This is a genomic window from Streptomyces sp. NPDC002958, from assembly GCF_055563255.1.
Genome location: NZ_JBVHDS010000008.1, coordinates 183,428 through 198,303 on the forward strand (window position 1 = coordinate 183,428; position 14,876 = coordinate 198,303).

A 14,876-nucleotide genomic window follows, 5' to 3' on the forward strand; every position below is an offset into this window, starting at 1 on the left:
ACCCCGGTCGTAATCGACCTACCCTGAAGGTGTGATCCCTCTCTCCGAGGGGGCTTCTCACTCGTCCGTACATGCGTGGTCATGCGACGTCATGCAAACCCATGACGGGCAGGCCCTGTCCGAAGCCATCCGGCCGAAGCAGAGCGGAGCGTTTCGACCTCGGTCGGTGACGTGGAGTCGGGAGAAGTCATGTCAGACCGCGGAGAACCACCAGAAGGTCCGCCCGAGAGCGCGCCAGGCGGCGGTGAGGACGAGTACCGGTCACTCGTCTTCGACGAGTCGTTCGTGCGTGCTGCCCGGCTGAAGGAATTCTCCGCCCAGGAGCGCATGGGGGACCACGCCCGTGCCGTACGCAGTCTCCCGCCCCGGGGCTTCCGAGCCGGTTCCAAGGCCGCCGTCGCCCTGGTCCTCCTGATCGCCCTGGCCTTCGCGACGGCCGTGTACATGGGTTTCCGTCACCCGTACCAGGCGCCCACCGCCAGAAGGGTCGAACCTCTGAGGTCGACCGTCGTACCCCTGGCCCCCCAGGGGGCCGTACCCGGCGGAAACGCCGCCGACCTCCTTGCGAAGAGCCCCGCCGCACAGTTCGGAAAAGGTGCCGAGGGCATCAATCTGCCGGTGATCCGGCGGACGGACAACTTCTCGGACAGTCAGGTGGCGACGGCCCTGACCACGGTCAAGGACTACCTGGTGGCGTCCTCGCTCGATCCCGACGTTCTCACCGGCGATGCGGTGCGGCCGGTGGAACTGCTGCTCGACCCGGACCAGATGGCCCAGTTCGACCGCAGCATGAACCGTCCGGATGACGACGGACAGCATGCCGCGAGCGGCTGGCTCGTGCGGTTCGACCCGGCGAAGGTGGCACTGGCAGGTCCGGACATACGGGTCCGGGGCACCCTGAGCTACAGCGAGGCGGGGGCCGACACTCTGGAGGTGGTGTCGGACCACACCTTCACCTACACGCTCAGCCCGGCCGTCTCGGGGCCCCAACAGACAGACGGAGCCTCGCTCTTCACCGTACGGCGCGAGCTGCACTTCCGCTTCGACCGGGAAGACCTGCGGCTGCACCGGCTGGAGCTGCGCACCAGCTATGTCCAGGCCGGACCGCAGGCGTGCTCGGCGGACACCACCGGCGCGCTGAGGCCGCTGCTCGCCGGGCAGCGCGCCGCTTCCCGAGGCCCGGCGGCCACCGACCCGTACGCCACGGGCCGGCCCACGGCGGCGCTCTGCGGGACGCTGACGCTCAGTTCCCCGACGTCCCCGGCCCATCAGGAGTCCGAGGCTCCTCCTGCCGCGCAGAGCCTGCGGAACCATCCGTAGCGTCGCCCTTGCCGGCTGCGCCCCCGCCCTGGCCGGTGAACTTGTCACGGAGCTTGCCGCCCAGGTCTCCGGCGCCCCCGGCTATGTCGCCGACCAGCTTCATCAGCGGATCCTTGCTGGTGCGCACCGTGTCCGCGTAGTGCGCCGCGGACTCCCGGAAGGAGTCCGTCACCGAGGTTTCCTTGTCCTCGTCGCGCCGCGGGTAGTGGCCGTCCATGATCCGCTGGTAGTCGCGGGTCTCGGACCACTTCTTCAGCTCGGCCGCGCGCACCGCGGTGAAGGGGTGCGAGCGGGGCAGCAGATTGAGGATCTTGAGCACCGAGTCGCGCAGATCGCCGTCCTTCTCGTACTCGTCGGCCTGGGCGAGGAAGGCGTCCACATTCATCTCGTGCAGATGATTGCCGCCCGCGATCTTCATCAGGCCGCGCATCGACGCCTGTAGATCCTGGCCGACGAGCATCCCCGCCCGGTCGGCCGACAGCTCCGACTTGCGGAACCACTCGCGCAGTGCCGTAACGATCGCCATGATTGCGACATTGCCGAGCGGGATCCAGGCCACCTTCAGCGCAATATTGGTGAGGAAAAGCAGGATCGTGCGGTACACGGCGTGGCCGGAGAGGGCGTGTCCCACCTCGTGGCCGATGACGGCCCGCATCTCCTCCTCGTCGAGCAGCTCCACCAGTCCCGTCGTCACCACGATGATCGGCTCGTCGAGACCGATGCACATGGCATTGGGCTGCGGGTCCTGGCTGACGTACATCGGCGGGACCTTCTCCAGGTCCAAGATGTAACAGGCGTCCCGCAGCATGTCGTTGAGATGGACGAACTGCGCGTCGCTCACCCGGACGGAGTCGGAGAGGAAGAGCAGTCGCAGGCTGCGCTCGGGCAGCAGACCGCTCAGCGTCTTGAACACGGTGTCGAAACCGCTCAGCTTGCGCAGGGCCACCAGGGCCGAGCGGTCCGCCGGGTGTTCGTAGGCCCGGGACGAGATCCCTGCGAAACGCCTGCGCTGCCTGCTCGGCACGCTCTCGTGGCTCTCGTGGCTGTGTTCGGTCATGAATGGGCCCCCTGTTCGTACGAGACGTCGCTCGCCCCCTGACAAATCCCAGCGTAGGTGCTGGGGCTACGGTGTGCGGGGGGCTGTGGATAACTGAGGAGACGCCCGACATGCCGCATACCGTTGCTCTGCTCGCCGCCGCATCCGAGGATCAAGGGCCCGGCAACACGCTCCGCATCGTGCTGCTCGCCTCGCTCGTCGGAGCCGTCCTCCTGGCCTGGTTCCTCCTCCGCGGATACCGCAACGACGACAACAACGACTGAGTCGTCGTGAGCGTGCCCGGGGCGCCCGCATACGATGTGCGCGACGTCTTCCTTCCGACTCCCGATCGATAGGTCCTGCCGAAGATGAGCCTCACGAGCACCGCGCACCAGCTGGCCACTCTCGCCTCCGAGGGCGGCGAGCACGGTGGCAACCACGAAAGCCTCAGCCCGTATCTCACCGGGGGTGGTGCGTTCGTTGCTCTGCTGCTCCTGCTCTGGATCACCACTCGCTTCAACCGCGACCGCTGAGCCGAAGGCGTACAGCTGTGCCAGTAGGCTCTGCACGCATGGGAGAGCAGGAAGTGCCTACCGGCCGCAGAAAGCGCCGAATCGGCGTGATGGGCGGGACGTTTGACCCGATTCATCATGGACACCTGGTGGCGGCCAGCGAAGTGGCCGCCCAGTTCCACCTCGACGAGGTGATCTTCGTTCCGACCGGGCAGCCGTGGCAGAAGAGCCACAAGCACGTCTCCCCGGCCGAGGACCGCTATCTGATGACGGTCATCGCGACGGCGTCCAACCCGCAGTTCTCGGTCAGTCGGAGCGACATCGACCGCAGCGGGCCGACGTACACCATCGATACGCTGCGGGACCTGCGCGCGATTCACGGCGACGCGGACCTCTTCTTCATCACCGGCGCCGACGCGCTTTCCCAGATCCTCACCTGGCGGGACGCCGACGAACTGTTCTCGCTCTCCCACTTCATCGGTGTGACGCGGCCGGGGCATGTGCTCACGGACGCCGGACTGCCGGAGGGCGGGGTCTCCCTCGTGGAGGTGCCCGCGCTGGCGATCTCGTCCACAGACTGCCGTGAGAGGGTCGCGCAGGGGGAGCCGGTCTGGTATTTGGTGCCGGACGGTGTGGTCCGCTACATCGACAAGCGCCAGCTGTACCGCGGCGAATGAGCCACGCAGAGGGGCACCGGTGAACGACCGACAGAACCCGTACGACCCGTATTACCAGCAGCCGCAGATCATCGGCTACGACGATTACGGGCAGCCGGTGTACCAGCAGCCCGGGCAACAGACATACGACCCGTATGCGCCTCAGCAGCAGCCGCATCAGACCGACCAGGGGTACGGATACGACCCGTACGCCCAGCAGCAGCAGCCGCAGCCGCAGCCGCAGCCGCAGCCGCAGCCGCAGCCGTACGACCCGTATGCCCAGCCTCAGCCTCAACAGCCCGTGCAGCCGCAGCCGTACGACCCGTACGCACAGCCTCAGCCTCAACAGCCCCAGTCTCAGCAGCCGCAACAGCCCCAGCAGCAGGCGTACGGCGGCTACGACGGCTATGGCTACGACACCGGCCGACAGCCCGCCGCGGTCGACACCACCCAGCAGTGGAACATCCCGCAGCAGGCCGCCGCGCAGCCGTCCCCGCCTGCACCCGCGCCGTCCCCGCAGGCATCCGGGGCCGAGCCCGGCTTCGAGGCCGGGCCGGAACCGGCCGTCCCCGGACAGCGCCGCGCCGACCGCGACTACGGCACCGAGCAGTTCGCCTTCATCGAGGAGCCCGACGAGGACTCCGAAGATGTCATCGACTGGCTGAAGTTCACCGAGAGCCGCAGCGAGCGGCGCGAGGAGGCACGGCGTCGCGGCCACAACCGCATGATCGCCCTGATAGTCGTGGTGGTCCTGGTGGTGGTCGGCGGCGTCGGTTACCTCTGGTCCGCCGGAAAGATCCCCGGCCTCTCCGACTCGGAGAAGGACAACACGGCATCGACGGGCCCGCAGCAGCGGGACGTCATCGTGGTCCATCTGCACGACACCAAGAAGGGCGGCACCTCCACGGCACTGCTCGTCGACAACGTGACGACGAAGCAGGGGACCACGGTCCTGCTCCCCAACTCGCTCGCGGTCTCCGACGACGATGGCGTCACGACCACCCTCGGCAAGTCCGTCGAGGACGACGGAACCACCGGCACCCGCGAGTCCATCGACACACTGCTCGGCACCAGAATCGGCGGTACGTGGCGGCTCGACACCCCGTATCTGGAGACCCTCGTCGATCTGGTCGGCAACATCGAGGTCGACACCGACACCGATGTGCCCGACACGAAGAAGAGTGCTCCCCCTCTGGTGAAGAAGGGCGAGGCGCAGACCCTGAGCGGTCAGATGGCCGTCGCGTACGCCACCTACCGGGCGCCCGGTGAGGCCGAGACCAAGCAGCTCATGAGGTTCGGGGAGGTGCTGCGGGGCGTTCTGCGGAAGATCTCGGACGACCCGAAGGCCGCCACGGTCACCGTGCAGACGCTGGCGCAGATCCTCGATCCGTCGCTCCCCGAGAAGGACCTCGGCGCCTCTCTGGCGAAGCTCGCCCAGCATGCCAAGGTAGGCGACTACAAGACGGCGCTTCTGCCGGTGCAGGCCGACGGCACACTCACCGAAGCGGCCACCGAGAGCGTCGTCAAGGACATTCTGGGCGGCACGGTGAAGGCTCCGGAGGCTGACGCGGCGGTGCGGGTCGGAGTCAAGAACGCCACTGGCGGCAAGGACGGCGCGGAATCCGCTCGGATCAAGCTGGTCAACGGCGGCTATGCCTTCGTCGGAGGCGGAACGGCCGAGACCGTGGCGATGTCCGAGGTCGTCTACAAGACCGCGGCGGACAAGGAGAAGGCGACGCAGGTCGCCAAGACGCTGGGCCTGCCGACGAGCGCGGTGAAGCAGGGCAAGCCCGCCGCGAACGCGGATGTGTCCGTCGTGCTCGGCCAGAACTACGAGGTCGAATGACCGGGACCGCACCGCCCGGATGATGTCGATTCGATCTTCGAACGTTCGCTGCGTGGGCTGTCGGCGGTCCGTGAGACCCTAGAGGTTGATCTGACCGCCGACGAAAGCCTGCTTGTGACCGCCACGGACCGCTCCATCGAGCTCATCAACGCCGCCGCTCAGGCGGCCGCCGACCGCCTCGCGCACGACGTCATCGCGTACGACGTCAGCGACGTGCTGTCGATCACAGACGCCTTCCTGCTGGCCTCGGCCCCCAACGACCGCCAGGTCAAGTCGATCGTCGACGAGATCGAGGAGCGGCTCCAGAAGGAGCTCGGCGCCAAGCCGGTGCGCCGCGAGGGCGACCGCGACGCCCGCTGGATCCTCCTCGACTACGTCGACATCGTCATCCACGTCCAGCACAGCGAGGAGCGGGTCTTCTACGCGCTGGAGCGCCTCTGGAAGGACTGCCCCGAGATCGCGCTTCCCGAGGACGCCGTCAAGACCCGAGGCAAGGCCGAGGAGCACGCCCAGCTCACCGGCAGTACGGAAGGTGAGCAGAGCTGAAAGGCAGCGGAAGCGGCAGGGGCCGCAGGATCGTTCTCTGGCGACACGGCCAGACGGCATGGAATCTGGAGCGCCGGTTCCAGGGCTCCACGGACATCACGCTCACCGACGCCGGAGTCGGGCAGGCCCGGCGGGCCGCCCGGCTGCTCGCCTCGTTGAAGCCGCATGCCATCGTCGCCTCCGATCTGCAGCGGGCGGCGGCCACGGCCGCTGAGCTCGCTGCGGTCACCGGCCTCGAAGTCGCACACGACGCGGGGCTGCGCGAGACCTACGCGGGCGCCTGGCAGGGCCTCACCCACGAGGAGATCGTCGGGCAGTACGGCGAGCAGTACGCCGCATGGAAGCGCGGCGAGCCCGTGCGCCGCGGCGGCGGTGAGCTGGAGACCGAGGTCGCCGACCGGGCCGCCCCCGTCGTACTCGGACACGCCGACAAGCTGCCCGACAGCGGCACGCTCGTCGTGGTCAGTCACGGCGGCACCATCCGCACCACCATCGGTCGGCTGCTGGGTCTGGAGTCGCACCACTGGGAAGGTCTCGGTGGGCTCTCCAATTGCTGCTGGTCAGTGCTGGGCGAGGGCGCGCGCGGCTGGCGCCTGCTGGAGCACAACGCCGGCACACTGCCCGAGCCGGTACTCGGCGACGACACCTAGGAATGCCGGGACCTGCCCATGGGGGCCAGCCCTGGACGGCGCTCGGAGACGATCTTCGGGGGGCGTCGGCCGGATTTCACTTTCTGGCTGGTCACAGGCTAAAGTTCTTCTTGTTCGCAGCGCGGAAACGCAGGGAAACATAGCGAACAGCGGGGCTATAGCTCAGTTGGTAGAGCGCCTGCATGGCATGCAGGAGGTCAGGAGTTCAATTCTCCTTAGCTCCACAATCAAGATCCCGTTCCCGCCAGGGGACGGGATCTTTGCGTTCCCCCTGGGCGCCGTGCTTGCTCCTGGCCGTCCGATCGCCCTGACCGTTCCTCCGGTTACGCCTCTCGGCGCCGCCGCAGCGCCGCCACCATGACCGGCAGCTCCTGGGCCCAATGGGCAACGGGACAGGGCGGAAGTCCAGCCGGAGGGTGCGCGCCACGGCCTCCAGGACCTGCGGCGACGCGTTGATCGGACGCCCCTGTTCCAGTCAGCTGTATCAGGTGATACCGGCGCCGGAGAGCTGTGCGACCTCCTCGTGGCGCAGGCCCGGGGTGCGGCAGCGCAGTCCGGGCGCCATGCCTACATCGGCGGGATTCACCCGCGCCCGGCGGTTGCGCAGAAAGGCCGCGAGCTCCGGATGCCTCAGGTGCCCGTCCTGCTGATGTGTCGTCACCGTTGTCACGCCCCCATCGTCGTTGCCCCGCACGGGAGTTACCAGGTGCTGTCAGTGCCGCATCAGCGGGCTCAATCACCGACGCCGGGCTGGGCGGTCTGCTCGGACACGGCCGGGCCCATCCGGTCGCACTCGCCGTCTTCACCGCTGCTTCGCCGACCTGCGGACTCGCGGCGGAAGCCGGGCAGTTGATTGCCTTGCGGCTGATCCAGGGAGCGGGTGCGGCGGTGATGATTCCGCAGGTGCTCAGCCTCGTCCAGCGCCACTTCGCCGACGAGGCGCGGATCCGGGCGCTCGGTCCTACCGCGCGGTTGGGCTACTCGGCGCTGCGCGTGGGGCTGATGTTCGCACCGACCGCGCTGGTATTCGGTGTGATCGGGCTGATTTGGCGCCGGTGGTTCGCGCGGATTCAAGGGGCCCTGGTTCCGGGCGGGTTCGTCCTGATGACTGTTGCCTCCGTGGCCGTCGGGCTGTTGATGCGTGACGGCGGCGGCGGACCCTGGCTGTATGTGGCCTTCGTGGCCATGGGCAGCGGCATGGTGTTGGGCTTCAATCCCACCCTTACAAGTGCGTTGGCGAATGTACGTCCTGAGGACGTGGCTGATGCGAGCGGTGTACTGGTGACCGTCACCCAGCTCGGTCAGCTGACCGGTGTCGCGGCATTCGGCACGCTCTGCCTCAACCACCTTGATACGTCAGGGGTTCAGGGGTTTGGGCATGCGCTGTGGGTATGCGCTCTCGGGCTCTCGGTGGCGGCGATTGCGGGCGCGTCGGCGGATCTCGTACGGCGTCGGTGACCGGCCGGATATCCGGCGGGCTGACCCCCTTGCGGGGTCATGGCAGAATCGGATTGCCGGAGGGGGCGACGGACCGAACGGGAGGGAGCGCGCGATGCCTGCGAGCCGCCACGAGGTCCCGGACCTGCCCCTTGTCCCCGAACGCCGCGCCCGTCGTCCTGCTGGTGGTCCGTCCCGTGCGGCCCAAGTGCTCGGCGAGAACGGCGGAGTCTCCAGTGCGTGCACCGCCCGCGGCCAAAGCCGGAGCTGACCCATGGGTGTACACAGGCGGAAGTGCGACTGGTGCGGCAGTGGTACGCCCATCGTCAGGGACATGGATCCGATCAATCCGGACTACCAGTACTGGTGCGAGGAGTGTGCGCGGGCGCTGGTCATAAAGGGCGACCCGATCGAGACCTACCGGGAACTTGAGGGGGAGCCGATCTACGGGCGGCTGCTGGAGGAGCACTGCACGCTCAAGCGTTTCTACTCCTTCGCCACTGCGTGAATCCCCGTGTCGCCACTCGACCAAGCTGTCGCAAAATCGGTCAAAGCGGATCGGATGGGAAACGATTTGGTGGAGTGGTGGGGTCACCGGTAATGTTCTCGATGTCGCCGCGGGAAACCAGGCGGCACACAGCACGGGGCTATAGCTCAGTTGGTAGAGCGCCTGCATGGCATGCAGGAGGTCAGGAGTTCAATTCTCCTTAGCTCCACAGTGAAGAAATGAGAAGCGAGTCATCCTCACAGGGTGACCCGCTTCTCGTGTGTGTACGTCAATCGCGACCACTGCCAAGAGCCTTCCGGCCGATGTGCGGAGGGCGCCGCGGGGCGTCCCGCCTCCTCCTCGGTCCGGTGTGCCCGTAGCGACGGGCCCCGATCCGGGCGGCGAGGGCGAGCTGTGCGTACGTCTCCGCGTTCGACAGCGGGGTCGGTGCGCCCGAGCCCCCGACTCGGCGGCGCACTCTCGACGGCCGGGCGGCAGCGCGGGGCCGCCGCCCGCCGCCCGGATGGCTGCCGAGGCATCGCCGGAGGCCATCCGCTCAGGGGCGCGCACCACCCCGGGCGCACAACTGCCGGCCCCGCCGTTCGGACAGGCCACGCGCGGCCAGGGCGGCGCGCACGGGGGCCTCCGTGGAGTTACGGGTGGCGGCGACGATCAACGTACGGGCGCCCAGCGCCTCGGCGGCCAGGAGCGCGCCGTCCAGGAAGCGATGCCGCACGTACCACCGGGTCCGGTTCGGCGGAAAGAGCGTCGCGCGCCGATCGGCACCACATGCCCGAGCGCGACCTTCATGGCGACGTGGAGCAGCAGGAAGCCGAGTGAGGCGGCGGCAGAGGCCCGGTGGACGCCCTGACCGGGCAGCCGCTGCCGTGAGGGTCGCTCCCGCCGTCCTGTCCATGGATCGGCCGTGCCCGGCCCGGCTCCGGAGCTGTGCGGTACCCTGACGCCATGCGTGCCGTACGCCTTCTGCTTAGCGAGCCGCGCTGATCAGTCCCGACCGGTGAGAATGCCTGGTCGGAATCGGCGCGGCGTCCCCTCCTGTGCGAGGGGATTTTTCGTTTCCGTGAACGTGTGTCCGTAGACGTGGGCGCCGGCAGATGACGATCGATGGAGCTTTGAGGATCATGAGCGAGACGAATTCCGCAGCCGAGACGGCTGCGCCGCACCGCTACACGGCGGCGATGGCCGCCGACATCGAGGCACGCTGGCAGGACTTCTGGGACGCCGAGGGCACGTACGAGGCGCCGAATCCGACCGGTGACCTGGCGGACAATCCGGAACAGGCCGCCAAGCCGAAGAAGTTCATCATGGACATGTTCCCGTACCCCTCGGGTGCGGGCCTGCACGTCGGTCACCCGCTCGGCTACATCGCCACCGATGTCTTCGCCCGCCACCAGCGGATGACCGGGCACAACGTGCTGCACACCCTGGGCTTCGACGCCTTCGGCCTGCCCGCGGAGCAGTACGCCGTGCAGACCGGTACGCACCCGCGGGTCTCCACCGAAGCCAACATCGAGAACATGACCGCTCAGCTGCGCCGGCTGGGCCTGGGCCACGACAAGCGCCGCTCGTTCGCCACGATCGAGTCGGAGTACTACAAGTGGACCCAGTGGATCTTCCTGCAGATCTTCAACTCCTGGTACGACACCGAGGCCGACCGGGCCCGCCCGATCGCCGAGCTGGTCGCACAGTTCGAGAGCGGTTCGCGCCCCACCCCGGACGGCCGCCCCTGGGGTGAGCTGGCCGCGGCCGAGCGCGCTGACGTCCTGGGTGAGTACCGCCTGGCGTACGCCTCCGACGCGCCCGTCAACTGGTCGCCGGGCCTGGGCACCGTACTGGCCAATGAGGAGGTGACGGCCGACGGCCGCTCCGAGCGCGGCAACTTCCCCGTCTTCAAGGCCAAGCTGCGCCAGTGGAACATGCGCATCACCGCCTACGCCGACCGGCTGCTGAACGACCTGGACGGGCTGGACTGGCCCGAGGCCATCAAGCTGCAGCAGCGCAACTGGATCGGGCGTTCCGAAGGCGCGCGCGTCGACTTCCCGGTCGACGGGGCAGGCGACATCACCGTCTTCACCACCCGCCAGGACACCCTGTTCGGTGCCACCTACATGGTGCTGGCGCCCGAGCACGAGCTGGTCGAGCGGATCATTCCGTCCGCCTGGCCCGAGGGCACCCACCCGGTGTGGACCGGCGGACACGCGTCCCCGGCCGAGGCCGTCACCGCATACCGCAAGCTGGCCGCCGCCAAGTCCGACGTGGAGCGGCAGGCCGAGGCCAAGGACAAGACCGGTGTCTTCACCGGTGCGTACGCGACCAACCCGGTCAGTGGCGAGAAGGTGCCCGTCTTCATCGCCGACTACGTCCTGATGGGCTACGGCACCGGCGCGATCATGGCCGTACCGGCGCACGACGCGCGCGACTTCGCTTTCGCGCGCGCCTTCGAGCTGCCGATGCGCTGTGTCGTCCAGCCGTCGGACGACCGCGGCACGGATCCCTCGACATGGGACGACGCCTTCGCCTCGTACGAAGCGAAGCTGGTCAACTCCGCCAATGACGAGGTCTCGCTGGACGGTCTGGGCGTCGTCGACGCCAAGGCGAAGATCACCGAGTGGCTGAAGGCGCACGGCGTCGGTGAGGGCACCGTCAACTTCCGGCTGCGCGACTGGCTGTTCAGCCGCCAGCGCTACTGGGGCGAGCCCTTCCCGATCGTCTACGACGAGGACGGCATCGCCCACCCGCTGCCCGAGTCGATGCTGCCCCTGGAGCTGCCGGAGGTCGACGACTACTCGCCGCGCACCTTCGACCCGGAGGACGCCGACACCCAGCCCGAGACCCCGCTGTCCCGGAACGCCGACTGGGTCAACGTCACCCTGGACCTGGGCGACGGCAACGGCCCGAAGAAGTACCGCCGCGAGACCAACACCATGCCCAACTGGGCGGGCTCCTGCTGGTACGAGCTGCGCTACCTGGACCCGAACAACGACCGGCAGCTGGTCGACCCGGCGATCGAGCAGTACTGGATGGGCCCGCGCGAGGGGCAGCCGACCGGTGGTGTCGACCTGTACGTCGGCGGCGCCGAGCACGCCGTACTGCATCTGCTGTACGCCCGCTTCTGGTCCAAGGTGCTGCACGACCTGGGGCACATCTCGTCCGCCGAGCCGTTCCACAAGCTGTACAACCAGGGCATGATCCAGGCGTTCGTCTACCGGGACAGCCGCGGCATCGCGGTCCCGGCGGCCGAGGTCGAGGAGCGGGACGGAAAGTTCTACTACCAGGGCGAGAAGGTCAGCCGCGTCCTGGGCAAGATGGGCAAGTCCCTGAAGAACGCTGTCACGCCGGACGAGATCTGCGCCGAATACGGTGCCGACACGCTGCGCCTGTACGAGATGGCGATGGGCCCCCTGGACGTGTCGCGGCCGTGGGACACGCGTGCCGTCGTCGGTCAGTACCGGCTGCTGCAGCGGCTGTGGCGCAACGTCGTGGACGAGGAGACCGGTGAGGTCACCGTTGTGGACACGGAACCGGACGAGGAGACGCTGCGGGCACTGCACAAGGCGATCGACGGGGTCGGCCAGGACATGGCCGGGATGCGCTTCAACACAGCCATCGCCAAGGTCACCGAGCTGAACAACCACCTGACCAAAGCGGGCGGCCCGCTGTCCCGGAGTGTCGCCGAGTCACTGGTGCTGCTGATGGCGCCGCTGGCGCCGCACATCGCCGAGGAGCTGTGGCGCCGACTGGGCCACACCGAGTCGGTCGTGCACCAGGACTTCCCGGTCGCCGACCCGGCGTACGTCGTGGACGAGACCGTGACCTGCGTCGTGCAGGTCAAGGGCAAGGTCAAGGCACGCCTGGAGATCTCCCCGTCGATCGCGGACGAGGAACTGGAAGCGCTGGCCCTGGCCGACCCGGCCGTGGTCGCGGCGCTGGACGGTGCGGGGATCCGCAAGGTGATCGTGCGGGCGCCGAAGCTGGTCAACATCGTCCCGGCGTGACGGTGCCGACCGTCCTCGCGTGAGGGTGTGCGTGAGGGCGCTCATCGTCCCGGCGTGACGGTCGTCGCGCAGCCGCCGGTTGCTGTGCGGAAATGTGGGGGTGTTCCCCTACGGGCAGGTTGGGGGTTTCGAAGGAACCCTCGGCCTGCCCTTTCCGTTTACGGTGGAGGGGCCGGCACCCGGCAGACGAAACGACATCCGAGGGGCGCTCATGGAAGCCGTGATCCTGATTCTGGGGTTGCTCTTTTTCGCGTTCATCGCCCTGGGCGTGTACGCCGGCGTCAAAGCCATCGGCGTGGCGAAGCGCGGTGTGGACCGCACGATCACCCAGGCACGCCGCACCGTCGAGGACACCGCGCTGCGGGCGAAGCGCTATGGCCAGGCGGGCGTGGGCGGAGAGCTGGCACAGTTGCGGCTCGCGCTGCGCACATCCATGCGGGCCACGCAGGAGGCATTGGAGACGGGAGTCGTCGAAGACGCCTCGCTCTCGGAGACACTGGGCCTCTTTCAGCGGCTGAGTGTGCACGGGCGCGAGCTGGACGAGGAGCTGAAGAGACTGGAGCGCGAGCCCGACCGGGCGACGGTCGCCTCGCTGCTGCCGGGCCTGAAGCAGCGTACGGAGCGGATCACGCACTCTGCGGATTCGCTGCGCTGGGCCGCGCGTGACCGGGCACGGCAGTTCACCGATGACGATTTGACAGTGCTGAATGAGCAGATCGACATGGAGGCGGGGGCGCTGCGGCACTGGACGGTGGAGCCGGACCAGTCGGTTCGCGGGCAGGAGCACGAACAACCGCAGGGCGATGGGTGCGACAAGGGACAAGGACAGGGCGGTCGACAAGGGCAGGAGCAGGGGCGTGGGCAGGCCGACGACGTGGCGCAGGCGATCACGGCTCCGGACCCGCGACGGCAGACCGAATACCCGTGGCAGAAGGCAGCTCGGCCCGAAACGACGAACTGAGACGTTCGATGACCGGCGGTGACAGGATGCGGTCCGAAGCGATCACGAGCGATCATTCGGTCGGGGTCGGACTGCCGAGCCGTGGACGCGCCAGGTAACCTCCCGCTCATGTCCCGCCATGTCGCGATCGTCACCGATTCCACGGCCTACCTGCCGCCAGAGACGATGGAGCGGCATGCCATCACCGCGGTGCCGCTGACCGTAGTCCTCGGTGATCAGGCTCTGGAGGACGGCACCGAGATCTCGGCCCGTTCCCTCGCGGTGGCGCTCCAGAAACGTCGCCCCGTGACGACTTCCCGGCCCAGCCCGGAGGTGTTCGCCGCCGCATACCGGGCGGCTGCCGGGGCCGGAGCCACCAGCGTCGTCTCGCTGCACCTCTCGGCCGAGATCTCGGGCACGTACGATGCCGCTCTGCTCGCGGCGAAGGACGCACAGGTTCCGGTACGGGTGGTGGACACCGGGATGGTCGCCATGGCTCTGGGATTCTGCGCCCTGGCGGCGGCGGAGACGGCGGAGGCGGGCGGAAGCCTGGACGAGGCCGTCGCAGCCGCGGAGAAGCGGGCCGCGGGCACCTCCGCGTACTTCTACGTGGACACACTGGACTATCTGCGCCGTGGCGGTCGTATCGGCGCAGCACAGGCACTGCTGGGATCGGCACTCGCCGTGAAGCCGCTGCTCCAGCTGGACGACGGCCGTATCGAACTGCTGGAGAAGGTACGGACGGCCTCGAAGGCGATCGCGCGCCTGGAGGAGATCGTCGCGGAACGGGCGGGCAGCGGCCGGGTGGACATCGCCGTGCATCACCTCGCGGCACCCGAGCGGGCTGAGCGGCTCGCCGAGCGGCTGCGCGAGCGGGTGCCGGGTCTGGTCGATCTGCATGTCAGCGAGGTGGGCGCGGTGATCGGTGCGCACACCGGACCCGGTCTGCTCGGGGCAGTGGTGTCGCCGCGCTGAAGCCGGTTCGCCGACCTTGCTTCTTGATCCTGTTTCTTGATCTTGCTTCTTGGGCTTCGTGCCTCGCAATTCGTTTCCTGGGCCTCACTCCTCGGGGTGGTCGAGATATCCACAACTGGTCGGTTGTCCACCGGAATCAGGTGTGCGCAGCGGGTTCGGGAGGATGTGCCTACCGTCGTGAGGCATGGCTCCCCGATCACATCGTGCAATCAGCGGTAGCAGTAGCGGCAGTGGCCCCGGCAGCGGAGGCGGCAGTGGCCCTGGTCGTGCCCCGGCCTCGGACGGGCGCGCCCGTGGCGGTCCCGGCTTCGGCCCCGGACGGCGACGGCCTTCGCGTGAGCGTGCGGACCCCGTGGCGGCGGCTTCGCGCCGTCGGGCGGACGCCCTCATGGGAGGTGCGTACGCGGGACGGGTCGCGAGGCCTGTGCTGGGGGTGGTCGCGGCTCCGGCTTCCG

At 68.4% G+C, this 14,876-nt stretch carries 13 protein-coding genes, 2 tRNA genes and 2 pseudogenes; 14 read left to right on the top strand and 3 right to left on the bottom strand.

The features are described 5' to 3' along the window. Positions 1-189 precede the first annotated feature (189 nt). On the top strand, positions 190-1,320 hold the full coding sequence (locus tag ACZ3IC_RS17095; RefSeq protein ID WP_467416986.1) for an SCO2583 family membrane protein: 1,131 nt from the start codon (positions 190-192) through the stop codon (positions 1,318-1,320). Here ACZ3IC_RS17095 and ACZ3IC_RS17100 read toward each other — a convergent pair. After that, the gene (locus ACZ3IC_RS17100) at positions 1,244-2,377 is read right to left on the bottom strand and encodes a M48 family metallopeptidase (RefSeq protein ID WP_467416988.1); all 1,134 of its coding nucleotides are present in this window, start codon (positions 2,375-2,377) and stop codon (positions 1,244-1,246) included. The two genes, ACZ3IC_RS17095 and ACZ3IC_RS17100, sit on opposite strands and share 77 nt — an antisense overlap. 110 nt (positions 2,378-2,487) lie before the next feature. Here ACZ3IC_RS17100 and ACZ3IC_RS17105 point away from each other — a divergent pair, with 110 nt between their 5' ends. The 7 genes from ACZ3IC_RS17105 (at position 2,488) to ACZ3IC_RS17135 (ending at position 6,790) form a co-directional block, all read left to right on the top strand. Further along, the gene (locus tag ACZ3IC_RS17105) at positions 2,488-2,640 is read left to right on the top strand and encodes a hypothetical protein (RefSeq protein ID WP_467416990.1); all 153 of its coding nucleotides are present in this window, start codon (positions 2,488-2,490) and stop codon (positions 2,638-2,640) included. Between the two features lie 84 nt (positions 2,641-2,724). Then, positions 2,725-2,889, top strand: coding sequence for a hypothetical protein (locus ACZ3IC_RS17110; protein ID WP_467416992.1), 165 nt, complete (start codon positions 2,725-2,727; stop codon positions 2,887-2,889). Between the two features lie 38 nt (positions 2,890-2,927). Beyond that, the gene (nadD, locus tag ACZ3IC_RS17115) at positions 2,928-3,545 is read left to right on the top strand and encodes a nicotinate-nucleotide adenylyltransferase (RefSeq protein ID WP_467416994.1); all 618 of its coding nucleotides are present in this window, start codon (positions 2,928-2,930) and stop codon (positions 3,543-3,545) included. A 19-nt stretch (positions 3,546-3,564) separates the two neighbouring features. Further along, positions 3,565-5,370: an LCP family protein gene (locus tag ACZ3IC_RS17120; protein WP_467416997.1), complete on the top strand. Its 1,806-nt coding sequence runs from the start codon at positions 3,565-3,567 to the stop codon at positions 5,368-5,370. Positions 5,371-5,484: 114 nt separating this feature from the next. Then, entirely contained in the window at positions 5,485-5,916 is a 432-nt protein-coding gene (rsfS, locus tag ACZ3IC_RS17125) for a ribosome silencing factor (protein WP_467416999.1), read from the top strand. After that, positions 5,913-6,566: a histidine phosphatase family protein gene (locus ACZ3IC_RS17130; RefSeq protein WP_467417204.1), complete on the top strand. Its 654-nt coding sequence runs from the start codon at positions 5,913-5,915 to the stop codon at positions 6,564-6,566. The genes rsfS and ACZ3IC_RS17130 overlap by 4 nt, the downstream gene beginning before the upstream one ends. 151 nt (positions 6,567-6,717) lie before the next feature. Continuing rightward, positions 6,718-6,790 (top strand) — tRNA-Ala (locus ACZ3IC_RS17135). A 179-nt stretch (positions 6,791-6,969) separates the two neighbouring features. On the opposite strand, the pseudogene ACZ3IC_RS17140 reads toward ACZ3IC_RS17135, so the two are convergent. Then, positions 6,970-7,236, bottom strand: a pseudogene (locus ACZ3IC_RS17140) (helix-turn-helix domain-containing protein); the annotation flags it as partial. A gap of 218 nt (positions 7,237-7,454) precedes the next feature. Between ACZ3IC_RS17140 and ACZ3IC_RS17145 the strand changes: the two are divergent. From ACZ3IC_RS17145 to ACZ3IC_RS17155, 3 genes are all read left to right on the top strand, one after another. Next, a complete protein-coding gene (locus ACZ3IC_RS17145) occupies positions 7,455-8,024 on the top strand; it encodes an MFS transporter (RefSeq protein ID WP_467417001.1) in 570 nt (189 codons plus the stop codon). A 253-nt stretch (positions 8,025-8,277) separates the two neighbouring features. After that, a complete protein-coding gene (locus ACZ3IC_RS17150; protein ID WP_467417003.1) occupies positions 8,278-8,511 on the top strand; it encodes a hypothetical protein in 234 nt (77 codons plus the stop codon). 135 nt (positions 8,512-8,646) lie between these two features. After that, positions 8,647-8,719 (top strand) — tRNA-Ala (locus ACZ3IC_RS17155). Between the two features lie 135 nt (positions 8,720-8,854). On the opposite strand, the pseudogene ACZ3IC_RS17160 reads toward ACZ3IC_RS17155, so the two are convergent. Then, positions 8,855-9,220, bottom strand: a pseudogene (locus ACZ3IC_RS17160) (oxidoreductase); the annotation flags it as partial. A 412-nt stretch (positions 9,221-9,632) separates the two neighbouring features. Here ACZ3IC_RS17160 and leuS point away from each other — a divergent pair. The 3 genes from leuS (at position 9,633) to ACZ3IC_RS17175 (ending at position 14,421) form a co-directional block, all read left to right on the top strand. Continuing rightward, positions 9,633-12,506: a leucine--tRNA ligase gene (gene leuS / locus ACZ3IC_RS17165; protein ID WP_467417005.1), complete on the top strand. Its 2,874-nt coding sequence runs from the start codon at positions 9,633-9,635 to the stop codon at positions 12,504-12,506. Positions 12,507-12,717: 211 nt separating this feature from the next. Beyond that, positions 12,718-13,467, top strand: coding sequence for a hypothetical protein (locus tag ACZ3IC_RS17170; RefSeq protein WP_467417206.1), 750 nt, complete (start codon positions 12,718-12,720; stop codon positions 13,465-13,467). A 108-nt stretch (positions 13,468-13,575) separates the two neighbouring features. Beyond that, positions 13,576-14,421: a DegV family protein gene (locus ACZ3IC_RS17175; protein WP_467417008.1), complete on the top strand. Its 846-nt coding sequence runs from the start codon at positions 13,576-13,578 to the stop codon at positions 14,419-14,421. Positions 14,422-14,876 lie beyond the last annotated feature (455 nt).